Source organism: Sphingobacterium lactis (assembly GCF_011046555.1).
GTDB classification, from domain to species: Bacteria; Bacteroidota; Bacteroidia; order Sphingobacteriales; family Sphingobacteriaceae; genus Sphingobacterium; species Sphingobacterium lactis.
This window is the reverse complement of the sequence record NZ_CP049246.1, coordinates 1,588,532-1,611,006: the sequence shown is the minus strand read 5'-3', so window position 1 is coordinate 1,611,006 and position 22,475 is coordinate 1,588,532. Positions and strand designations below refer to the sequence as shown.

Sequence of the window (22,475 nt, the reverse complement as noted above, 5' to 3'; positions counted from 1 at the left end):
TTCCGGTTTAGGATGGCTATGATTAAAGCACAAATTTTTCGAATAATTCCTGATGGGTTTCTTTGGCATCCATACATAACCCGGGATGCACAGCTGAGCATTGGATCAGGGTACTGCGTTTAGCCGTCAACCACCGGAACCGCTCTGTTTGATCGAGCTGTGCCAATGCCCCGCCGGCTTTTGTTCCCAAACAGACCTGCTTCATTGACTCCAGATGCGCTCGGATCTGATCAAAGTCAATATCCTTCGCTAGCAATCCGCAACGCTGTTCATCCAGCACATACAGCAAATCTGCATACCGTTGCTTGCGGCAATATAAAAGCACGCCCACATTCACGAACTCTTCGCGTTCCACCCGTGGCACCAACCGCACGACGGCAAATTCATATAAGGTCCTATCGTGCATCTTGAATCTGTTTTACAAAAATTTCCGAATGCGCTGCCCTTCTTGCCAAAAATTCCACGTAAACCGATCGGACCTCGTCCGCACCGAGATTTCTCACCTCGTCGATCAACCACTCATCAGGAATGGCCTCCAATACCTTGGCAATGTTTTCCCGCGTGAACAACCCTTTATAGGCGGCATCCACCTGCTCCACCTCCGTGGCGTTCTTCAGAAGCACATGATCTTTGATCTGCACGAAAGGTTTCCCCACGGTATCTTCCCAATTGTCCCAATTGTGGTGAAAATAGAGTGCGGCACCATGATCGATGAGCCAGAGCTCCCGATGCCAGATCAACATATTGGTATTCTTCACCGTGCGGTCCACATTCATCAACAGGGCATCCAGCCACACGATCTTCGAGGCCTCTTCCGCTGCTATCTCATCCACATTGGCATCAAAAGTAATCGCACCGTTCAGAAAACTGACCCCAAGATTCTTCCCTACGGAGAATTTGAGCAAATCCTGAATCTCCTCATCCGGTTCAGTGCGGCCGAAACCTTCATCAAGTTCCGCATATACCATCTCCGGAACCCGGAGTCCCATGAACCGTGCTAACTCGCCACCAATAAATTCGGCAACAAGGGCCTTCTTCCCTTGACCGGCACCGCGGAATTTGATGACATAACTGAATCCGTCATCGGCATCCACCAGTCCAGGCAAGGATCCACCTTCCCGAAAGGGCTGCAGGTACCGCATGATATGCACCTCTCTAATCTCCGGCTTTTTGATTTCCATGTGTATCTATACTAACAATAAAATGTTTTCATAGGGATCACCCTCCAAGTTCAGTGCCTGCGCGAAAGCAGGTTCGGTCTTTAACCCTTGTTCCTTTAAGCGGATGACTTCCCGTTTCAATCCTTCCCCACCCGATGCCAGGAGTTTGGCCTCCACCACCAGGTGCCGGTATCCGTATTGCTCCGGAACTGGTCTCCCCTCTCCATACAGCTCCACCGGGATTCCCATCAGGATAAAGTTAACAATTCCTACCTCTTTCTCACGAATCCATTTTCTATTAAATTGGTAGGCATTGAATCTGGCAAAGTGTTTTGCCACATGGTCTGCGAACAGCTGCAGATCATATACCTCGCAGGCAATATCCAGATCGCTGTTGGCGATGGCAATATCCAAGGGTATCGTACCGATGAGGATGGGGTTAAAATCTTGGAGAATCTCCATTACCCTGAAGTCCCGAAGGATGGCATAGGCTTGTTGCTGTAGGGGCGATCCAGATTGCAGGTAAGCAATATCTTCAAAGTTCGGTAGATGCATTCTTCAAAGTTAAACTTATCGCTACAAAAAATTGTTGTCACGGTAAAATTGTACATGAATGTGACCATGAGATTCGTGATATTCTCGTTATATTTGTTTCTCACTATCAATAATGCATTTATAAAATTTATGGATGCAACCTCAGGAAACAACAGGATGTTTAGCTAGGGTTACCCAATGATCAAAACATACTGTACTTGCCTGCCGTTGCCCCTAAATACACGATTATGACGTATACCACAGCCTATTCACAGACGAAACCACCTCAGACCAATATTTTATTATGGCTTGCACGCCTTTTCGTCGGCTTATTATTTATATTTTCCGGATTGATTAAAGCCAATGACCCGATGGGTTTTGGTTATAAGTTGCAGGAATATTTCCATGTCCTGAATTTGGGTTTCCTACATGATTATGCGACATGGATTGCCATTTTCCTCTGTGCTGTAGAAATTATTCTCGGCGGATTATTGATTTTGGGCATCGCGGGTCGGAAAGTAGCCTGGGGATTGCTGCTGTTGATCATTTTCTTCACTTTCCTGACTTTCTATTCCGCATTCTTTGAGGTCGTAAAATCATGTGGTTGTTTTGGCGATGCCATTCCGCTGACCCCTTGGCAATCGTTCCTGAAGGATCTTGTGCTGCTGGTTTTGATCGTGTATATTTTCGTGAAACGTGCTGAAATCCGTCCATGGATCAAGAGCGCCTTCACGCTCAACTTATTGGCGACGTTCATAATCATTGCCTCCTTTGGAATTGGGATCTACACGTACTACTTCTTACCTTTTATCGATTTCCTTCCGTACAAGGAGGGAAATAACCTTCCTGAGCTCATGAAAGTTCCTGAAGGTGCACAGCCTGATGTTTATGAGCACATCTATGAATTAAAGAATAAAACGACCAATGAAACCAAAACGGTTACCGATAAGGAATACATGGGTCAAAAACTTTGGGAAGATGAAAATTGGGAAGTGGTCGGTGAGCCTAAATCAAAATTGGTAAAGAAAGGATTTGAGCTGAAGATCCCAGATTTGATCATTACCGATATGGACGGCACAGACCGCACGCAGGAAATCATTGAAAACCCATATTACAACTTCATCGTAGTGAGTACCGACCTGAAAAAGATGTCACCATTGGATCTGGCGGCATTGGATCGGATCAACTCCACCATCAGAGATCTTTCGGCGGACTATAACTTACGCGCCATCCTCGCGACCGCATCGTCTGCCGATGAGGTGAATTACCTGAACGACCAGATGGACTTGGTCCTGGAAACTTTCTACGTGGATGCCGTTCCTTTAAAGAGCATGGTACGCTCCAATCCAGGGCTTGTATTGATGCTGAATGGCACCGTGGTAAAGAAGTGGTCGGCATACAATTTCCCGAGCAAGCACGAATTGATCAACACCTATCTAGATAAGGTACAGTAATGGAGCGACCGATTTTTCTTGTTGGCTTTATGGGGAGTGGAAAGACAACTTGGGGTAAGAAACTGGCGAACGCCATGGGACTTCCCTTTCTTGATCTGGACCACGAGATCGTGAAGCACATCGGGATGAGTATCCCGGAATACTTTGCCCTGCACGGCGAGGATCGCTTTCGCACGGTAGAGCGCGAAATTATGCAGCAACAGCTCGGAAAAACAGGCGTTATCTCCACTGGAGGTGGGACCCCTTGCTATTTCGACAATATGGATTGGCTACTCGAGCATGGTACCGTCCTTTACCTGAAGCACAGCCCCAAATCGCTCTGGAACCGGTTGAGCAATTCAGATGTCAACAAAAGACCAGGGCTCAAGGGAATGACCGGTGACGACCTTTTGGCTTTCATTGAAACCAAACTGGCAGAACGGGCACCATTTTATGAACGTTCCAGCATCATCGTCGACCAGATCAACACCCCACTCGAAGAATTGGTGAACTTATTAAAAAGATAATATTCCATGAATAAAAACATTTCCATCTCCTGCTTATTGCTATTGTTCGGGAGCATCCTCAGTTTTTCCTGTTTCCGAACCAGTACGGGCAATGCCGTAGAAGAGGTTCCTCAGGTGGATGAGGTCTTTAAATTAAAGACTGTGGATGAACTGTACGAATTCCTGACCTATGCGGAAGGCTCCTACCCTTTGGTCAGTGCGCACCGAGGCGGTCCAGGTAAAGGATTTCCCGAGAATGCCATTCAGACATTTGCTGAAGTTGCCAGTAAGATGCCAGCGATCATCGAATGTGATATCGCCATGACCAAAGATTCCGTCCTTGTCCTAATGCATGATGAGACGTTGGATCGGACGACAACAGGGAAAGGAAAGTTATCAAAAAAGACCTACGCTGAATTATTGGAATTACACCTGAAAGATATCGATGGCGAAGAAACGCGTTATAAGATCCCTACGCTCGAAGAAGCCCTAACTTGGGGAATCGGACGTGTGATCTATACGTTGGACGTCAAGAAATCTGTAACTTACGAAAAAGTAATCGAGGCCATCCGCAAAACCAAAGCAGAATCAAATAGCATCATTATTACCTATTCCGCAAACCAGGCAGAAGTTGTCAATAAGCTGGCTCCGGATCTGATGATCTCAGCTTCCATCAGGAAATCGGATGACCTGACCCGCCTGAATGACCTTGGCATCCCGGACAATCGCTTAGTTGCATTTGTAGGAACACGGCAACCCGATTCCTCTACCTATTCGCTGTTGCGCCAGCATGGCATAAAATCCATTCTCGGCACGATTGGTAACTTGGACCGTGCTGCCGAGCGTGCCGGCTACCAAGTCTATGCAGATTATATCGTGAATGGCGCTGATATCCTATCTACCGATAGACCGTTTGAAGCGCAGAAAGCATTGGACTTCTATATTCAGAAACGCAATATTACGTCTCCGTATATCCATTAGCGGAATACGAAAATAAAATCATTTACAACCCCAAACCGTCATCGGATCTTGGGGTTTTTCGTCTATATAATATGTTAAAAATGAAACATTTTTAAGGTTTTTTTGTTATTCAAATAATAAACAAGAAATAACATGAAAAATTTACTACTAACTTTAGCTTTAACAGCAGGCTGCTTAACGTATAGTTCAGCTCAACAAATCAATACCGTGCCGCAATCCTCAGCAGATGTTGGTATGGAGCCTATCAAACAGGGCAACTGGATGGTTGGTGGATCCATTGGAAGTTTAGGTTATAGCTTTGAATCTGAATCTTTCAATATCCAGGTGAACCCAAGAGCGGGATATTTTATCTCGGATGGTGTCGCGATCGGTGCACAGGCGAATTTGGGATTTAGGACATCGGATGCAGACGCCGATAATGTATGGGGATATGGTATTGCACCATTCGTACGTTATTACTTCCCAGGAGGAGCGAGTGCAACGGGCCGTTTCTTCGGACAGGGCGATATCGGTATCGGTGGTAGTTCTGCCGGTGACGATGTGGCATTAAACTTAGGTTTAAATGCCGGTTATGCACACTTCATTACGCAAACAGTAGCGTTGGAAGTAACAGCGGGTTACAACTATTCCAAAGCGAACATCAACGCACAATCTGATAAACAATCGGGATTGGGTGTGGCCGTAGGTTTCCAGATCTACTTGCCAGGAAGAAATAGATAATTTTATATTCGATCTGTAAAGGGCTATTTTCCGAAAGGAAGATAGCCCTTTCGCATAAAAAAAGCTTAGGGTCACCCCTAAGCTTTTTGCAATTTAAATAAGAAAAATAAATATTAAGCTTTTTTCATGCTCCCCGTTTCATTGAAACGAATATGCCAACTGAATGCTTCCTCCAACAGATGTGGTGTATGGCCGCCACGTTCGCAGGCACGGTCGAAATAGGATTGCAGCTCCCCGCGGTAGTCCGGATGCACACAATTATCGATGATCTTCTGCGCACGTTCGCGTGGTGCCAAACCTCGTAGATCCGCCAGACCGATATCGGTAACCAAAATATCGACATCATGTTCCGTATGGTCGGTATGGGAAACCATCGGAAGGATATGTGAAATCTTATTGTCCTTGGATGCCGCCTGGGTCACGAAGATACTTAAATAGGCATTTCTGGCGAAGTCGCCGGAACCGCCGATACCGTTCATGATCTTGGTTCCCCCAATGTGGGTGGAATTGACATTTCCATAGATATCAAACTCAATCGCTGTATTGATCGCGATAATACCCAAACGACGGATAAGTCCCGGCGTATTGGAAATGTTCTGTGGACGCAGGACAAAGCGATCCCTATATTGCTGCAGGTTGTTGAAGACCCCGTCATAGCATTCCTTAGAGACGGTTACTGAAGACGCCGAAGCGAAGCTCAATTTACCGGCGTCCATAAGGTCAAAGGCCGAATCCTGAAGTACTTCGGAGAACATGGTCAGGTCATAAAAATTACTGTGCAGGAAACCTGTTAGAACCGCATTCGCAACCTTTCCGATACCCGCCTGTATAGGCAACAAACGATCTGACAAGTGACCCAATCGCACCTCTTCTTCGAAGAAATGCAAGATGTGCTTCGCAATATTCGTAGTTTTCTCATCAGGAGGTGCAATATCGGCCGGGCTATCCTGTACGTTCGTAAAGACGATCGCTGCAACCTTATCCGGATTCAACGGGATGGTTTTACGTCCGATTTTATTCCAAGGCGCTACGATAGGAATTACATTCCGATGTGGATAATCTTCCGCTTGATAGATATCATGGATCCCATACACATTTTCATGTACGGAGGTATTGATCTCCAGGATCACCTTTTTCGCTAAGGCGGCAAAGGTTACAGAATTACCAACGGAGGTCGTCGGAACAATACTGCCATCGCGGTCGATGTAAGCGACCTCCAGCACGGCAATATCTACATCTGGAAGGTTTTTGTTGTGCAGCAATTCAGCACTCTCGCTCAGGTGCTGATCGATAAACAATACTTCGCCGCTGTTTATTTTGCTCCTTAGAATAGGGTCGACCTGAAAAGGCATCCTTTTCTTCAGCGCACCGGCTTCAGCCAATTTCCCATCGGTACCATGACCCAGGGAAGCCCCACTCATCAGGGTAATCTTTATATTTTCCTGTTTTGCGTAGTCCGCAAGTGCCGGAAGGACCACCTTGCTATCTCCAGCCTTGGTAAATCCACTGGAGCCTACTACCATGCCATCTTCAATCAACTTCACCGCCTCTTCGGCAGTCATTACTTTTTCCTTAAGTCTTTCTAGGCGTATTCTGTCCATCATAACGATATCAAATTTTAAATCTCCTAAAGAGAGTGGGCAATATTAATCAATATTTTAGTTAATAAATTATCCATAATCGCCAGTTACTTTTTACCCCAAAAATAAAAGTAACCGGTTACTTACATCCCGTTTCCACTTCAAATCCAGCACCATCCCCTCTCCAGGAAAATATCCACAGTAAATTTAAGAGATTAAACCAGTTTATCCCTACTCTTGATATGAGGTAATTGGAAAATTTAGCCTGAATGGGAAAAATAAAGGTTTGAACAGGCTAATAAATGCTTGTTATGCCCCTGTAGTCTTTGCTTTTATCAATAAAAAACAGGAAATTTATGCCTCATTAACTCCTTAATCTGAATGCAAAAGGAATATATTGACAAATATTATATGACAGAGGTAGATACGTATGCCAACAGTATCTACTGTCATCATGCTGTGATGGGCGAATCTGTCACCGAGCATTCACATGAAAAGGGCCAATTCCTATATACTGAGGGCGGTGTGGTCTTCCTGAAAACGGCAGAGAAATCGTATTTTTTACCTGCAAGGCATTACATTTGGATTCCTCCACATGTCAAGCACAGTATCCACCCCAGCAGTCCAGAGGTCGTGATGCGAAATCTGTACTTCCCGAAATACAGTACCGATACGGCATTCTTCGATAAAGTGAACATCTACCCGGTGAACGATCTATTGATCGAACTGATTATGTTCACCAACCGCTGGAACGGCAATATTTTCCCGGAGGAAGAACCGCGCTATTCCATTGCGAAAGCATTTAAACTGATCCTGCCGGAGCTTTCCCAAACGGAATTGCCTTTGGCTCTCCCGTATCCGAAGAATGAAAAACTGAAACAGATTATCACCTACCTCGAGCAGAACATCGCCGAGAACATCAGTTTCAAGAGCTTGGCAGAGCATTTCGATATTTCTGAACGGACATTGGCACGGTTATTCCAAAAAGAATTGGCCATGTCCTACATCCAATACTTCACCATATTGCGGATGCTGACTTCCCTGAAACTGTTGCTTGACGATAAGCTAAGTGTGAACGAGGTGGCGTTACGGGTAGGGTACAATAGCCTACCAACGTTTAGCAACACCTTTAACAAAGTGATCGGAGTCCGCCCGAGTGAATATGTTAAGAACCGTAATTTACTTCTCTAAACCTATGTATATGAAAATCAAATCAGCAATTGCCACACTCATCCTAGGCACCTTATTCTCGTGCTCTGCAACTTCACAGGTCGCTACTAAAGCGCCTGAAGCGCCCAAGCCGATCCAACTGTTCAATGGGAAGGATATCAAGGACTGGACGCCAAAGATCCGCTTGCACGAGGTAGGCGACAACTATGCAAACACTTTCCGTGTGGAGGATGGGCTCCTGAAGGTGCGTTATGATGGTTATGATGATTTCAATCAACAATATGGTCACTTGGCATTCAATAAGCCTTACGGCTATTATATCCTCCGCTTGGAGTACCGCTTTGTCGGCGAACAGACCAAGGGTGGTGAAGGCTGGGCTTGGAGCAATAGCGGAGCCATGTTGCATGGACAGGATCCCAAGACCATGTTAAAGGATCAGGATTTCCCGATTTCCATTGAGGGCCAGTTGTTGGGCGGAGATGGCAAGAATGAACGTACGACATCCAATTTATGTACACCGGGCACGAATGTGGTGATTAAGGATAAACTCTTCACCCCACACTGCCTAAGTTCAAAATCGAAGACCTACCATGGCGACCAATGGGTAACCGCGGATTTCCTGGTGCTGGGAGATTCCTTGATCCAACATATAGTAGAAGGTGAAGTGGTACTGGAATATAATAAACCGCAGATTGGCGGAGCAAATGTTGGCCCCGTAGATCCGAAGCAAAAAGAAGATGGCAAACTGCTGAAGGAAGGTTACATCTACCTGCAGAGTGAAAGCCATCCGATCGATTTCAGGAAGGTGGAATTATACGACCTATCGGCGTACAAAGAAAATGAAGGGAAATTGACTGAGGTGGTGAATACCATTTTGAAGAGATAATCCCCAAAGTGGTTAGCCAGTAATTCACTTTCGCTCCCACTTCCATAAATAAGAGATTAAATAGTATTGCCCCGATGATTACGGTTCAGGTTGCGTCAATGCACCTGCAGCGTAAGCATCGGGGCAATTTCGTTGGTAACCATTCCATGTTCATCTACATCTTTAAACCTGGATTGGAATATAATTCCAAAGAAACTAGTCGAGCGAACATAAGATGACTGGACACCAAACAAGAAAGGGGATGTTAAAAAACATCCCCTACATATTTTCAGGAAAAAGCTAAACTTACGCTAACTTGTTAACGAATTTAGTCAATTTAGACTTGTTGTTAGACGCTTTTTTCTTGTGGATAACGTTCTTCTTTGCAAGACGATCAAGCATAGATACCACGCGTGGCAATAATTCTTTAGCTTCTTCCGCAGAAGTAGTGTTACGTAATTTCTTGATTGCGTTACGTGTAGTTTTCGCTTGGTAACGGTTTCTTAGACGCTTCGCAGCGTTTGCTCTAATTCTTTTGATCGACGATTTATGATTTGCCATTTCTCTTAGCTATAATAATTTTAAATCTTTTTTGTTCTTAATTTCGGACTGCAAAAATAACATACAAAAACCAATATTCAAAAACATTTTTAATATTTCGAATTGTTTATCTTTGCATATGCAGAAATTATCGATGGATCAACTGAACCGAGTTGATGTAGAAACTTTCAAAACGCAGGATAAAACGCCGATTGCGTTGGTTCTGGACAACGTACGCAGCATGCACAACGTAGGTTCCTCTTTTCGGACAGGTGATGCCTTTGCCATCGAAAAGATTGTTCTCTGTGGCATTACTGCAACACCCCCACACCGGGAGATTGAGAAAACTGCCCTTGGCGCTACCCAATCCGTGGCCTGGAGCCATGTAAAGGATAGTGTCGAAGCGATTGCCCAGTTGAAGGAGGAAGGCTATGAAATCATCAGTGTGGAGCAGACCAGCAACAGTGTATCCTTGGAAACCTTCCAACCGGACAGCAGCAAGAAATATGCATTGGTATTCGGAAATGAAGTCCATGGCGTAGATGAGGACGTTATAGCGGCGTCGGATCTTACGCTAGAAATCCCGCAATTTGGCACCAAGCACTCCTTTAATGTTTCCGTAACAATGGGCATTGTTTTGTGGGATTTGGTAAACAAAACAAAGTTTATTAAAAAATAACAAAATACCTACGTCTCTGATTTTTAGAAGTCATATCAAAATAGTAGATTTGCGTTGCAAAAAATAAGAAAAAATGAGTGTATTAGTAAATAAAGATTCCAAAGTAATCGTTCAAGGTTTTACCGGAAACGAAGGTACTTATCATGCATCTCAGATGATTGAGTACGGTACAAACGTAGTAGGTGGTGTTACTCCAGGAAAAGGAGGACAATCACACTTAGATCGCCCAGTATTCAACACTGTTCAAGATGCGGTTGATGCTACCGGTGCGAATGTATCTATTATTTTTGTTCCGCCAGCATTTGCTGCTGACGCGATCATGGAAGCTGCTGCGGCAGGTATTGCGTTGATCGTTTGTATCACTGAAGGTATCCCAACTAAAGACATGATTCAAGTAAAATCTTACTTGAGCGACAAAAACTCTCGTTTAATCGGTCCTAACTGTCCAGGTATCATCACGGCAGAAGAAGCAAAAATCGGTATCATGCCAGGATTTATCTTCAAAAAAGGTAGCGTAGGTGTCGTTTCCAAATCAGGTACTTTAACGTACGAAGCGGTTGACCAAACAGTGAAAGCTGGATTAGGTATCACAACGGCAATCGGTATCGGTGGAGACCCTATTATCGGTACAACGACAAAAGAAGCTGTTGAGTTGTTGATGAACGACCCAGAAACCAAAGGTATCATCATGATCGGTGAAATCGGTGGTGGCATGGAAGCAGAAGCTGCACGTTGGATCAAAGAAAACGGCACGAAACCAGTTGTTGGTTTCATCGCCGGACAAACAGCGCCTCCGGGACGCCGTATGGGCCACGCTGGTGCAATCGTTGGTGGTGCTGATGATACAGCTGCTGCGAAAATGGCAATCATGCGCGAGTGCGGAATCCGCGTTGTGGAATCCCCTGCTGAAATCGGAAAAGCAATGGCTGAAGAATTAGCTAAATAATTCGAAAGCGCTAAAAATACAGAAGCCTGACTCGAGCGAGTCAGGCTTTCTTTTTTATATATGTTTAACAATTATTTCCAATCAATGCGCACCTGCAACAACTTCCGCCTCCAATTGTTCGGTGCTTTTTTCCTGTGATTTCTTTTCCTGCACTTCCTCATAGTGAGCAATCAATTCATTCAGCTCATTGAGATCGATATCTGATTTTACATCTACAAAGACATGATCATCCTCATCCGTAATCCCGAGCATAATTTGCTTGATGCGATCACCCTTGGTGCGGGTGTTGATCGAAATCTTAGATCCGTCGCTGTACAGGCTCATTAATTCCTCGAAGTTGTTATCGGCTAGATACTGATTGAATTTGTTGTGCAGGCCAGACTTTCCACCACCAGATACGGCCATAAATTTCAATTTCTTAATTTTCTTCAGCGCCATCGCCAAGGCTGGGTCATCTTCCCGTAGCTCTTTGATTTCACTCCGAATAAAGGCCTTCATCAGGATCCCCGGCACACGTATCGAAACAACTTCTGCTTCCTTGGCCAAATGGGTCCCCTTGGCAAAATCCATATTCGCTCCACGCTTGATCATGCAGCTCTGTAAGCTGAAAACACTTAGTGCTATGAGTAGTAATCCAATGTAACGTTTCATAAGGTTCTATTTATTGGTTAAAGAATTAGTTCGTTTGTACAAGGTTATTGATATCATCATATTTCAGTGACCCATCCAAGATCAGGAATAGCGTATCGGTATCGGAAGTAATGCTCAGCAATAGATTGTCTATAAAATCTCCATCAACCTTTTCGGCGAGGAATTTGATTTTATTGCCATCGGAATTGACAACCATGAGCTCTTCGTAATTGAGCCTGCCAATGGCCGTACTAACCTGATCCTTGATCGAAGTCCCACCATCTTCGAAAATCAGCATCTTGATAGAGTTAATTTTCCCCAAAAGCGGTTTAATGGTTTCGATATCGTGATCATTCAGTTTCATCTTATTGAGCATCTTGAACATCGGCTTTCCGATCTTAATGGAAGTAACCCCCTTCTGCTCTTTGTATTGCTCGAAAATCTGGTCCAGTTTCGAGATCTGTGCCTGTGCCATGCTGGCCATTAGGAGGCCAATTATCAACATGAACATTTTCATACTTTTCATTTCTTTAGATTTCTATTGTTAAATACTTGATGTTTTCGACACCTTCCATACCCTTCCTCAGGTTGGAAGTCGCCAAGTGCAGAGCCGTTTCGGTCACCTCCAGCGCCTTTTCTTCATCGTAGATCCGTTCGCCGTTAATTTCCACGTAAAACTCATTTTCTTCGGGCTGTTGAGCCACTGGTTGTGTTGAGACCTTTTGCTTAGGTGCACGGGATATCCTCTGGGCCGGCGGTACAACAGGTTGTTCAGTTTCGGTTTCGTGCATTAAGCGATTCGCGGCGACCTCTTGTTTGGGCATTTGCACATCCAAAGGTTCGATTTGTGGCTGTGCTTGTGCGATTCTAGCGGTGTTCAAATCGCTTTCAGCACCATTTTGAGGCCGGAGGAGGAAGAATCCCAAGATCAGCGAAGCGGCAATTGCCAACAGGGCTATCATCCTTCCCGGCAGGGTCCGCACCTTATCCTTTGGCTGCGCAAGTTCTTCTTCCGGAAGATCCTGCATAAAGTCATCGAAATCCCAGTCCATCTTGCTATCCGGTTTTTGGAGCATGCCGAAGTAGGCATCAGCTTCCAGCTCCTTCAACCTGCGCTCCTCTGCTATACTGGTTTTTCCTGCCCAGTATTTTGCTTTCAGCTTATCCAATTCTTCGTTTTTCATAGTCAAAAACTTTAGTCAAGTTTACTTTTACGGTATTTCTAGCTCTGGAAAGGTTGACCCGCACGGCATTTTCCTCCAGATTCGTCAGTTCGGCAATATCGGCGACTTCATATTCTTCGATATCGCGGAGGTACATGACGAGCCTTTGCTTTTCCGGGAGTGCATCGATCATCTTCAGCACCAGCTCCCGGGTGAGCGAGGGATACTCCTCACGCTGTATGTCAGGCGGCAACTGACTCAGGTATTTCGCCTGCCTTCCCAACCGATCGATCCGGTTGTATGCCATATTCCTGACCATCTGCATCGCAAACCCCTCCACGCTCTTCAACTGTGTCAATTGACCCCGCTGCTCCCACAGTTTAAGCATCACCTCCTGCACCAGATCGTAAGCGTCTTCCTGATGTTCCAAAAACCGATTCGCAAAACGGTAAAGCTTGTCCTTCAGGACAAATACCGTGGCTTTAAAGGTTTCTTGGTTCATCATTCTATCGCTATTTATTAACAAGACAGATTCACTGCCCAATGTATTACATGAAAATTGAAAAATTATTCCAATTCATGCACAAGTACTTAAAAATCAAAGAATAAAAAAGGCAAACCCTGTTTGGCTTGCCCTTATATTTTTTAAAATGTAAAGACTACTTCTGTTCGTCTGCGGAAGGACCGTACAGTCCCGGTACCGGGATATCCAACAAACGAAGATAAACCACCAATTGCCCACGGTGATGGATCAGGTGATTTGTAATCACAAAGCGCAAAGCACCTAATTTCGGCATTTCACCGATCACATAATTATCTACGCGCATGGTCCATTTGGTAAACCATTCTTCTTCCGGAAATTGATCCAGGGTCTGCTCATTTTTTTTGTAGCCTTCCTCTAAGGCTGATTTCAGTTCGGCAACCGTACTCGGACGGAAAGGCGTATAATCTGTCGCAAGGTTAAAGTCGTTTCTTGTCAATGCGCCAGAAACCCAGTTGTGCAATTCCACCACATGGCCCGCGAGCTCACCAAGGGCCATCGATTTCTCGTGTGGTTTGAAATTCAGATCTTCATCCTTTAGACGGTCCAATATTCTTTTCGTGTTGTTGGTCTCTCTTTCCAACTCCACTAAAAATCCTTCTTTTATGCTCATCATGTATAAATTTGTTGTTCTAAATTAAGTAAAAAGCCTAACTTTAGTAAAGTTAATCTAGCAAAAAACCTAACAAATGAAAAAATTACTTACCCTTTGCCTCCTCTTCTTTTTTGCGATGATGCAAAGTTGGGCCCAACAGGACAATGCCGATTATGTAAAGGCAAATTATGACAAGATCGAACAGTATATTACCATGCGCGACGGAACACGTCTATTTACCTCGATCTATATGCCAAAGGATAAATCAAAAAGCTATCCGATCCTGTTGAATCGTACGCCATACACCGTGGCACCCTATGGTGCCGACAAGTTCAAACAGAGCTTGGGAAATTTCCCCGAAATGATGAAAAAAGGATATATTTTTGTCTATCAGGATGTACGCGGGAAGTGGATGAGTGAGGGTACCTTTGACGATATCCGCCCGACCAAAACGAAGGAGAATGGCCATAAAATCGACGAAAGCACAGATACGTATGACACCATCGACTGGTTGGTAAAGAACCTGAAAAACAACAACGGTAAAGTGGGCATGTATGGTATTTCCTACCCAGGATTCTATTCTACCGCCAGTCTAATCGACAGCCATCCTGCATTGAAAGCCGTTTCGCCGCAGGCACCGGTAACCGACTGGTTCATCGGCGATGATTTTCGCCATGGCGGAGCACTGTTCTTGACCGATGCATTCCGTTTCATGTATATCTTTGATGCACCACGGCCAAAACCGATTACCAACGAGGAAGGCCCAAAAGGATTTACTCTCCCTTCCAAGGATCTCTATAAATTCTTTATGGACAATCCTACCCTTTCCGGCTTGAAGAACGATTATCTATCCCACACCGTGAAATTCTGGAACAATTTGGAGAAGCACACCACGCGTGATACCTTTTGGATGGCCAGAACCATCACCGAACACCTCAATGCCGTAAAACCAGCTGTTATGGTGGTGGGAGGACTCTTCGATGCGGAAGATACCTATGGCGCATTCGAAACCTACAAACAAATTGAACAGCGCAACAAGAAAAACAACTCCATCCTGGTTATGGGACCTTGGTACCATGGCGGATGGGTTCGATCCGAAGGTGATTCCTTCGGTGATATCCGCTTCGGTCAGAAAACTAGCCTCGAGTACCAACAGCGTTTCGAATTGCCTTTCTTTGAATATTATCTCAAAGGAGAAGGAAAATTCGATCCAGCCGAAGCAACAGTTTTTATCACGGGATCTAACGAGTGGACCTCATTTGATGCTTGGCCAGTTAAAAATGTAAAAGAAAAGTCTTTCTACCTATCAGCTGAAGGCCGACTTTGTGATGCCCCGCAGGATGGAACCGATTCGCACGTGGAGTATACGAGCGATCCGAACAAACCCGTGCCCTTCCAGGAAGGTACCATTGTGGACCGCACGCGGGAATATATGATTGCCGATCAACGCTTCGTTGCCAATCGACCAGATGTCCTGGTTTTTGAAACAGACCCTCTACCGGAGGACTTAACCATGGTTGGCCCCATAATGGCCGATCTGCATGTTTCCATGACGGGAACGGATGCTGATTTCATCGTTAAAGTAATCGATGTATATCCGGATTCCAGTTCTGCCACTTCAGCTATCGATGAAAAAATTGTGATGCCGAATTATCAGATGTTGGTGCGTGGAGATGTGCTTCGTGGAAAATTCCGTAATTCCTTCAGTAAGCCTGAAGCATTTACACCGAATGAAATTACCCCGGTAAAGGTTACCCTTCCTGATGTGGCACACACCTTCAAAAAGGGACATCGGGTGATGGTGCAGATCCAACATACCTGGTTCCCTTTGGTCGATAGAAATCCAAACCAGTTTATGGATATCTTTAAAGCCAAGAAAGAAGACTTTATCAAAAATACACACCGTTTGTATTTTGACAAGGCACACCCGAGTAAACTGACGTTTAGCCAGCTATAACCATAACATTATTCCCGTTCGGGAACTGATATGCCGTCCGTACGTTGATCCCTGAAATTGGGCCTTCTTACGGACGGTTTCCGTTAAGAGCAAATTTTTCATGAACAACATATTTTCACAACATAACCTACAATAAGGAAATATATTTTTTCGTTATAATTACACAAACCAACAATTATTTCGATGAACTTCAAGACTTTCCTAACCAAGGTCTTATCTGAGAAGGAGCTTAACCAGGTCAACTTCAATTTGCTGTGCACGGATAAGGAACTCTATGCTTACTTGCTTGAAAATCACGTGACGCATTACCTCGAAGGAAAGTTTGACAAAGAAAAATTCCATCAATTTTTACATGTCCGTCTTAGGGAAAAGTTTCAAGTCGAACCGGAAGATGAAGCCTGGGAAGAGATCATTCGAAGTGGAGAATCTTTACTGAAAAATGATCGCCCTGAAACTATACCATATACTCTCCTTTCCTACCGGAAAGTTTTGGACGCGTACCAAGTCGCCATGCTCTTGCTTAATTTAAGTGATGATGCCTGTTCAATCATATTGGTCAGCAGAAAAGATGCGCATAGGCTCCGAAGGATAATTTCATCCAATTGGGTATTCAAGTCCCTCGATGACTTACCCAGCAGAACGATGTTCACCGTGACCTGCCCTGACTGCTCCTGTAAAAATGTATGGGAATTGCGGTATAAGGATTCGACAATGAAGCTTGCGCAATCCCATTGTGATAACTGCGGGAAAATATTCTGGGATAAATCCGGTATTGCACAGGTGCATATGGAGGTGCGTGATTATTAGGTGTACGTGGTATAGATTTCAACTGGAAATTCAGCCGATCAAAATCAACCAGAAAATAGACGAAAACTGCGCTATGGAAGGCTAATATCTTTTTTTAACAAAATTCTGTAACATATACAACAAAACAGCGACTAACTATATATCAAGACTAAACAACTATGAAAAAACTATTTCTTACTGCTATCGCATTATGCATGTCGGTGGCTCTATTTGCTCAGGACACGTTCTTGTGGAAAGTATCAGGTAACGGATTAACGAAGGATTCGTATGTTTTCGGGACTTTACATATGGCTTGTGGCCAGGATTTCAAGATTGAGAATAAAGTCAACGAAGCCCTGAAAACCAGTGATCGGATTGCATTTGAGATCGATGCGGAAAATCCGGAAACCCTGAAAGCTATGCAGGCCAATATGGGTCCTGTTCCAGGTTTCTTTGATGGTTTGGCACCAGAGAAAAAGAAAGTTATTGACAGCGTGCTGATGACACGTAACCTCAATTCCGCTATGTTGGATAAGGTAGGACCTGCGATGTTACTGTCCATTCTTTCCATTCAGGGTTTTGAATGTGCTAACCCTACGGATTTTAAAATGATGGAATTGGAATTGAAGAAGTTGGAAGGTGCAGCCGGTAAGCCGGTAGATGAGCTGGAAACTGTCGAATTCCAAATCAATATGATGAATGAATTCTTTAAGGCAGAAGACCTTTACAATTACGTGCTACAAATCGACAGCGTAAAATCGCAGACAAAGCACCTGGTTCAAGCATATTTTGGGCAGAAACCTGCCGCTCTGGAAGAGTGGTTGGCAAAAACTTCAACGATGACGCCTGAAAAAGAAGCCATGATGTTGACCAATAGAAACAAAGAATGGATGACCAAAATGCCGGACATGATGAAGAACAACAGTATGTTCTTCGCGGTTGGTGCAGCACACCTTATGGGAAAGAACGGCATCCTACAATTGCTCAAGGACAAAGGGTATACTTTAACACCGATCTTGAATTAAAATAACATTTTTATACATAAAATCCCTCGTTGACTACAAGCAGAACAACGGGGGATTTTTTATTTGATCTCATTGTAGTACAGTTGATTCTCTAAATCGAAAAGAACCATATAGACCGGTGTGCCGTAATCCTCTTTGGTAAATGGCTTCTTTAGGTAGTCGACATAAGCCTTGACTGGATTTTCTTTGTCTGGAGCAATTGCATCCTTTCCGAAGGTCAGCGCATGGAAAGAAGAGTTGGCGAGGATAGTTTTATCAGTAGCTGTAATGGGTTTATCGAAGAAAAATCTTTCGATGATATTTTTAAGTTCCTGTTCCGAGGATGCAGATTCCACCAGAATCAAGAACCTTTTACCATAACCAATTCCATTCACATAAAGGTGATTATCGAGATCTGCCGCTTTAAGGGAAGAAATCTTCGTCCAATCTTCATACAACATATCGGTACTCACATGAAAATATGTTATCCCGAAATCCATTAGGATATAATTCTTTCCGACTGCCTGATCGATATCTACCCCGAACCAAGAACATTAAAACATTTAACAAACCATTAATACCACAAAAGAAAGATTCTATTTATTTTCCTTAAATCGAATCATTAACAAGGAAGCGAAAACCATCAATATACCTGCAAGTGCAATAGCATACATCGGTTGGTTATCGAAGAGGTACTTAATGATCCAACCGGCGGTAAATCCACAAATAATCTGGGGCAGTGTAATAAAGAAATTAAAGAGACCGAGATAGGTTCCCATTTTTTCGGTGGTGAGGGAATCACTCAACATGGCATAGGGCATCGCGAGGATACTCCCCCATGCTATCCCTATCCCCAGCATGGGAATCAGTAGGAAGATCGGGTCTTGGATAAAATATAGCGCAAGAAAGGAAATCCCGCCCAGGAAAAGAGATAGGCCATGGGTCAATTTCCTGCCCCAACGATTGGCAATGGCTGGGAGGAAGAGCGCATATACCGCTGAAACTGCACTGTAGACACCGAATAGCACACCAACCCAATTGCCCGCTGCAGCGATCGCATCGGGATAGTCCTCTGGCCGCTGCCTATAGATATGTTCCGCCAGAGCAGGGGTCATATACACCCACATGATAAAGAGCGCAAACCACGAAAAGAACTGCACCCAACCCAAATCGCGCATGATTTGCGGCATATGCTTAAAATCCGTCCATAGGGAAGCAATCAAACCACGCTTTGCTACACTTATCAGCGGCCTACCCTGGTCTTCATGGAAAGCATGCAACTGCTTAGGTGTATATTCTCTCGTTGTCCAAATGGACCAAAATAGGGTAAGCAATAAAAGCACGGCTCCGACATAGAAAGCAGCAGCGACAGCATCGCCACCCAACTCTGCCAAACCCCAACCTGTTTGCTCGGACAGGGTTTGCAAGCCATAAGGTAACCATGAGCCAATGACCGCGCCAACCCCTATGAGCACGGTCTGGATGGAAAAGCCCAGGTTCTTCTGCCCACTGGGTAGCTTATCCCCAACCATGGCACGCATGGGCTCCATAGCCACATTGATCGCTGCATCCGCAAAGGTAAAGATAATGGCACCCATCAGAAGGGCACTGGCATACAGTTGAAAACCGCCTATATTCGGCATCAGGCAAAGTGCCAGAGCAGTCAGTATTGCCCCTATGAAAATATACGGACGACGTCGACCAAAACGTCCCCAAGTACCATCGCTATAATGCCCAACAATGGGTTGTATCAACATGCCCGTTAATGGAGCCGCTAGCCAAAATAAAGGCAAATGTTCCAGATCCGCACCGTTCGCCTGCAAAATGCGCGAGGCATTGCTGTTCTGCAACGCAAAACCAATCTGAACACCGATAAAACCGATGTTCATGTTGATGATCTGCCCCAAACGAAGGGAAGGCTTTAGGTCGTGCATGGTCATGGAGCAAAGATAGTAGTTAGCAATGAGATGTGAGATGTGAGTTGAGAGATTTGAGATTGAGATTTGAGATGTGAGACAGTGGGGGTGTAAGAGAATGTAAAGATTAAAAAAGGCGGTCTTTTCAGACCGCCTAACATAAACTATATGCAATTCTCCCGCTTCATCATTACGGCGCTATCAAGCCTATTTTTTTGTGATTTTTGCCGTATATCCTGTAGGCAAGAGATTTAATTCGATATCATAGGTTCCTGCGGCATCGATTTTAAGGTTTGGACCATCATGTACCAGGTTATCCAGGGTTCCACCGAAGTTGATTCCCCAATCGTTGTTCGCCCGGAATTTAAGTTCCCCAGGAATCAACGCTGTTGTAATCTTCCAGGTGTAGGTTCCTTTACCACCGGCAAAAGTCATTGGTGTATCGGTATTCCAGTCTCCTGCGGTAGCACTTCCAATGATACCCCAAGTTGTCTTCAGAAGCTCATAGGTTAATTTCTCGGCATCCATCCGAACACGGTAGAATCCATCCGCTGCCACTTCCACATTGCCCGCATCATTGCTCTGCAATAGACTTCCTGCCGTTGCACCCTTGCCATAACCATCTTCCCAATTAATGTTCGTTGGCAGGAATTTGAAACCACTGCCATCGACAGTAATGTACTGGAACGTTTGGAATTTCACCTTGCTCTCTGCATCGTATAGCTGCATAGGCACAGCCAAGGTCGGTTCCCAACCTGCACCGATAGATCCGCCCACAATGTACATCACGGGGTTACTTTCCAAGAATGTGATCGGTTTTGTTTTTTCCACGGTCTGTCCACCGGCTTGGTAGGTGATTTTCAATAGCGCCTCCCCTACCCACGATGCATCCGACTGCAGATCGAACTCGCGTTCGATGATTGTTGAGTCACCGGGAAAGGTCATCTCTTGAGTAAATAAAGCATCGCCACCTTCTGCCTTCACAATACTGAAGGTAAAGTTGGTGACATTGTTGCTTAGGAAACCCACCGATAGTGGTTTACCAACCTGAACGGAGCTTGCCGTTCCTTCGTTGATCGAAACGATTTGATCATCGATGCCATGCTCCACCTTCTTGCAGGCCTGAAAACCAAGGATGCCTACAGATAGCATCAGGAGCATGATATGTTTAAATTTTAATTTCATAATTGTCTTCATTAATTAGGGTAACCAGGATTTTGATCCAAATTGCTGTTGTTTGCACGTGCTTTGGCAGGAATCGGGAATAGACGTTTATAGGTCTCACCAGCATTCGCAGCCTTGAACAACTGTGCATCTTCCCACTTGCCGAAACGGATCATATCCGTACGACGTGTCACCTCAAAGGTAAATTCCAGCGCACGCTCTTTGTAAATGGCATCCAACGTCAGGTTAGCAGCCGTAAACAAACGGTTCGGAGCCGTAGGGAATGCTCTTCCGCGCACCATATTGGCCGCAGTCAGCGCTTCAGCGCGCGTTCCGTTGGTCGCACCGCGAAGAATAGCTTCCGCTTTCATCAACAGCACATCAGCAAGGCGCATGACAACCACATCGTTTCCAGCCTGATTGTTCAGCTGGTTCTTGTCCGGAAAATATTTCACGCATCGCGCTCCCGCCAAACGACCACCATCATCGGCACCACCGATATCAAAGTCAGAACCCGGCAACAGGTTGTAACCGTATGGGTCAATAACTACATCAATGTTGTTATACTTCAATGGATTGCCGGCATTGTCATATTGCTGACCGTACAACCACTGCTCCTTGCGAAGGTCATCATCTTCGAACAGATCGAAATACGCAGGCTGTGTACTCCATCCATTCCAAGGGTTCACACTGAGTTCATAAGTTATCCGGTGTGAGTAATGCAATACACGGTTGAATAAGGTATTACCGGTCGCACGATTGGCGTCATAAGGAATAGAGAAGATCGGTTCAATATCTCCCGCGCCGTTCTCCGGGCGAAACTGGTTTAGGAAGTTCGCATCCAGCGCATATTTATTCGAAGCGATCACGGCATTGGTATGCTCAACTACCTTATTCCATTGCGGCGTATTGGCATACACTTGGGCATTCAGGTAAATCTTTGCCAACAGCGCATGGGCAAACCATTTTGTCGGACGACCATAGGTTGCTGTCGATTTATCTTCGCTCAATGCGGCCAGGTTCTCTTCCAATTCTTTCACCACATATTCATACACCTGTGCACGTGGAGCCGTTTTCGGCAATTCCGTACCCGTATCGAAGGTGGTTACCAATGGAATATTTCCATACGTATCCAACAATAGGGAATAGTACCATGCACGCATGGTTTTGATTTCAGCGATGGTCTGTGCTTTTGTGTCATTTTCTGGCGCCTTTTCCAAGATGCTCAGCACACGGTTACAGGTACCGATGGCATTGAATCCCCAATCCCATGTACCGGCAACGACCTCATGGTTCGCCGACCAGGTATGGAAGTGCATATCACGCCACTTACCACCATCAAACCAGTCACCACCGCGCGTAGGTACGACTACCTCATCCGCACCACCCGTCTGCAGACTGAAATAATTATCGAAGAAACCACGTGCCGATGTGTATACCGGACCTGTAACCGCAACAAATTGTTCCGGTGTCTTGGGAAACGTCTCTTCCGTATAGGCTGAGTACATCTTGTCGTCAAACTTCGTACAAGACTGCCCCGCCAGGGTTAGCCCCAAGGCTAAGAGTATATAGATTTTATTGAAATTCTTTTTCATGGCTCACAGA

General features: G+C 44.9%; 25 protein-coding genes. 11 read left to right on the top strand and 14 right to left on the bottom strand.

What is annotated here, in order from left to right:
* Window positions 1-22: 22 nt before the first annotated feature.
* Genes G6N79_RS07025 through G6N79_RS07015 form a run of 3 tightly spaced genes read right to left on the bottom strand, consistent with a single transcriptional unit; the run spans window position 23 to window position 1,715 of the window.
* A complete protein-coding gene (locus G6N79_RS07025; protein ID WP_103906965.1) occupies window positions 23-406 on the bottom strand; it encodes a DUF3037 domain-containing protein in 384 nt (127 codons plus the stop codon).
* On the bottom strand, window positions 396-1,181 hold the full coding sequence (locus tag G6N79_RS07020) for a HipA family kinase (protein ID WP_103906964.1): 786 nt from the start codon (window positions 1,179-1,181) through the stop codon (window positions 396-398). The genes G6N79_RS07025 and G6N79_RS07020 overlap by 11 nt, the downstream gene beginning before the upstream one ends.
* Before the next feature lie 6 nt (window positions 1,182-1,187).
* Window positions 1,188-1,715: a DUF4269 domain-containing protein gene (locus tag G6N79_RS07015; protein WP_103906963.1), complete on the bottom strand. Its 528-nt coding sequence runs from the start codon at window positions 1,713-1,715 to the stop codon at window positions 1,188-1,190.
* A gap of 227 nt (window positions 1,716-1,942) precedes the next feature.
* On the opposite strand from G6N79_RS07015, the gene G6N79_RS07010 reads away from it, so the two are divergent.
* The 4 genes from G6N79_RS07010 to G6N79_RS06995 all read left to right on the top strand — a co-directional run bounded on the left by G6N79_RS07010 (window position 1,943) and on the right by G6N79_RS06995 (window position 5,334).
* A complete protein-coding gene (locus G6N79_RS07010) occupies window positions 1,943-3,148 on the top strand; it encodes a BT_3928 family protein (protein ID WP_103906962.1) in 1,206 nt (401 codons plus the stop codon).
* The gene (locus G6N79_RS07005; protein ID WP_103906961.1) at window positions 3,148-3,654 is read left to right on the top strand and encodes a shikimate kinase; all 507 of its coding nucleotides are present in this window, start codon (window positions 3,148-3,150) and stop codon (window positions 3,652-3,654) included. The genes G6N79_RS07010 and G6N79_RS07005 overlap by 1 nt, the downstream gene beginning before the upstream one ends.
* A gap of 6 nt (window positions 3,655-3,660) precedes the next feature.
* A complete protein-coding gene (locus G6N79_RS07000) occupies window positions 3,661-4,614 on the top strand; it encodes a glycerophosphodiester phosphodiesterase family protein (RefSeq protein ID WP_103906960.1) in 954 nt (317 codons plus the stop codon).
* Between the two features lie 132 nt (window positions 4,615-4,746).
* Window positions 4,747-5,334: a porin family protein gene (locus G6N79_RS06995; RefSeq protein WP_103906959.1), complete on the top strand. Its 588-nt coding sequence runs from the start codon at window positions 4,747-4,749 to the stop codon at window positions 5,332-5,334.
* 113 nt (window positions 5,335-5,447) lie between these two features.
* Here the strand turns inward: G6N79_RS06995 and G6N79_RS06990 are convergent, their stop codons facing one another.
* Window positions 5,448-6,938 (bottom strand): succinate CoA transferase, encoded by a 1,491-nt coding sequence (locus G6N79_RS06990; RefSeq protein ID WP_103906958.1) that lies wholly within the window; start codon window positions 6,936-6,938, stop codon window positions 5,448-5,450.
* 387 nt (window positions 6,939-7,325) lie between these two features.
* On the opposite strand from G6N79_RS06990, the gene G6N79_RS06985 reads away from it, so the two are divergent.
* Both G6N79_RS06985 and G6N79_RS06980 read left to right on the top strand, forming a co-directional pair.
* Complete coding sequence (locus tag G6N79_RS06985; RefSeq protein ID WP_234993223.1) at window positions 7,326-8,105, top strand: AraC family transcriptional regulator; 780 nt, start codon at window positions 7,326-7,328, stop codon at window positions 8,103-8,105.
* 10 nt (window positions 8,106-8,115) lie between these two features.
* Window positions 8,116-8,970, top strand: a complete 855-nt coding sequence (locus tag G6N79_RS06980) for a 3-keto-disaccharide hydrolase (protein ID WP_103907129.1) — start codon at window positions 8,116-8,118, stop codon at window positions 8,968-8,970.
* A gap of 285 nt (window positions 8,971-9,255) precedes the next feature.
* Here the strand turns inward: G6N79_RS06980 and rpsT are convergent, their stop codons facing one another.
* A complete protein-coding gene (gene rpsT / locus G6N79_RS06975) occupies window positions 9,256-9,510 on the bottom strand; it encodes a 30S ribosomal protein S20 (RefSeq protein WP_093098462.1) in 255 nt (84 codons plus the stop codon).
* A gap of 118 nt (window positions 9,511-9,628) precedes the next feature.
* Here rpsT and G6N79_RS06970 point away from each other — a divergent pair, with 118 nt between their 5' ends.
* Complete coding sequence (locus G6N79_RS06970; protein ID WP_103906956.1) at window positions 9,629-10,168, top strand: RNA methyltransferase; 540 nt, start codon at window positions 9,629-9,631, stop codon at window positions 10,166-10,168.
* 73 nt (window positions 10,169-10,241) lie between these two features.
* A complete protein-coding gene (sucD, locus tag G6N79_RS06965; protein WP_103906955.1) occupies window positions 10,242-11,114 on the top strand; it encodes a succinate--CoA ligase subunit alpha in 873 nt (290 codons plus the stop codon).
* Window positions 11,115-11,195: 81 nt separating this feature from the next.
* Here sucD and G6N79_RS06960 read toward each other — a convergent pair whose 3' ends face one another.
* From G6N79_RS06960 to G6N79_RS06940, 5 genes are all read right to left on the bottom strand, one after another.
* Complete coding sequence (locus G6N79_RS06960) at window positions 11,196-11,765, bottom strand: DUF4252 domain-containing protein (RefSeq protein WP_103906954.1); 570 nt, start codon at window positions 11,763-11,765, stop codon at window positions 11,196-11,198.
* A 25-nt stretch (window positions 11,766-11,790) separates the two neighbouring features.
* Complete coding sequence (locus G6N79_RS06955; protein ID WP_234993222.1) at window positions 11,791-12,270, bottom strand: DUF4252 domain-containing protein; 480 nt, start codon at window positions 12,268-12,270, stop codon at window positions 11,791-11,793.
* A 4-nt stretch (window positions 12,271-12,274) separates the two neighbouring features.
* Window positions 12,275-12,928, bottom strand: coding sequence for a hypothetical protein (locus G6N79_RS06950; protein ID WP_103906953.1), 654 nt, complete (start codon window positions 12,926-12,928; stop codon window positions 12,275-12,277).
* Window positions 12,906-13,412 (bottom strand): RNA polymerase sigma factor, encoded by a 507-nt coding sequence (locus tag G6N79_RS06945; protein ID WP_103906952.1) that lies wholly within the window; start codon window positions 13,410-13,412, stop codon window positions 12,906-12,908. The genes G6N79_RS06950 and G6N79_RS06945 overlap by 23 nt, the downstream gene beginning before the upstream one ends.
* A gap of 154 nt (window positions 13,413-13,566) precedes the next feature.
* Window positions 13,567-14,064 carry a DinB family protein gene (locus tag G6N79_RS06940; protein WP_200818814.1) on the bottom strand — a complete coding sequence of 166 codons (498 nt, stop codon included), beginning with the start codon at window positions 14,062-14,064 and terminating at the stop codon, window positions 13,567-13,569.
* A gap of 73 nt (window positions 14,065-14,137) precedes the next feature.
* On the opposite strand from G6N79_RS06940, the gene G6N79_RS06935 reads away from it, so the two are divergent.
* From G6N79_RS06935 to G6N79_RS06925, 3 genes are all read left to right on the top strand, one after another.
* Window positions 14,138-16,000: a CocE/NonD family hydrolase gene (locus G6N79_RS06935; RefSeq protein WP_103906951.1), complete on the top strand. Its 1,863-nt coding sequence runs from the start codon at window positions 14,138-14,140 to the stop codon at window positions 15,998-16,000.
* A gap of 183 nt (window positions 16,001-16,183) precedes the next feature.
* Window positions 16,184-16,807, top strand: a complete 624-nt coding sequence (locus tag G6N79_RS06930) for an SIR2 family protein (RefSeq protein WP_103906950.1) — start codon at window positions 16,184-16,186, stop codon at window positions 16,805-16,807.
* Window positions 16,808-16,965: 158 nt separating this feature from the next.
* On the top strand, window positions 16,966-17,811 hold the full coding sequence (locus G6N79_RS06925) for a TraB/GumN family protein (RefSeq protein WP_103906949.1): 846 nt from the start codon (window positions 16,966-16,968) through the stop codon (window positions 17,809-17,811).
* Window positions 17,812-17,870: 59 nt separating this feature from the next.
* On the opposite strand, the gene G6N79_RS06920 is transcribed toward G6N79_RS06925, so the two are convergent.
* The 4 genes from G6N79_RS06920 to G6N79_RS06905 all read right to left on the bottom strand — a co-directional run bounded on the left by G6N79_RS06920 (window position 17,871) and on the right by G6N79_RS06905 (window position 22,465).
* Window positions 17,871-18,290, bottom strand: coding sequence for a hypothetical protein (locus G6N79_RS06920; protein ID WP_146060642.1), 420 nt, complete (start codon window positions 18,288-18,290; stop codon window positions 17,871-17,873).
* Window positions 18,291-18,386: 96 nt separating this feature from the next.
* Window positions 18,387-19,724: an MFS transporter gene (locus G6N79_RS06915; RefSeq protein ID WP_103907126.1), complete on the bottom strand. Its 1,338-nt coding sequence runs from the start codon at window positions 19,722-19,724 to the stop codon at window positions 18,387-18,389.
* Window positions 19,725-19,913: 189 nt separating this feature from the next.
* Complete coding sequence (locus G6N79_RS06910; protein ID WP_160003768.1) at window positions 19,914-20,891, bottom strand: cadherin repeat domain-containing protein; 978 nt, start codon at window positions 20,889-20,891, stop codon at window positions 19,914-19,916.
* Window positions 20,892-20,902: 11 nt separating this feature from the next.
* A complete protein-coding gene (locus G6N79_RS06905) occupies window positions 20,903-22,465 on the bottom strand; it encodes a RagB/SusD family nutrient uptake outer membrane protein (protein WP_103906946.1) in 1,563 nt (520 codons plus the stop codon).
* Window positions 22,466-22,475 lie beyond the last annotated feature (10 nt).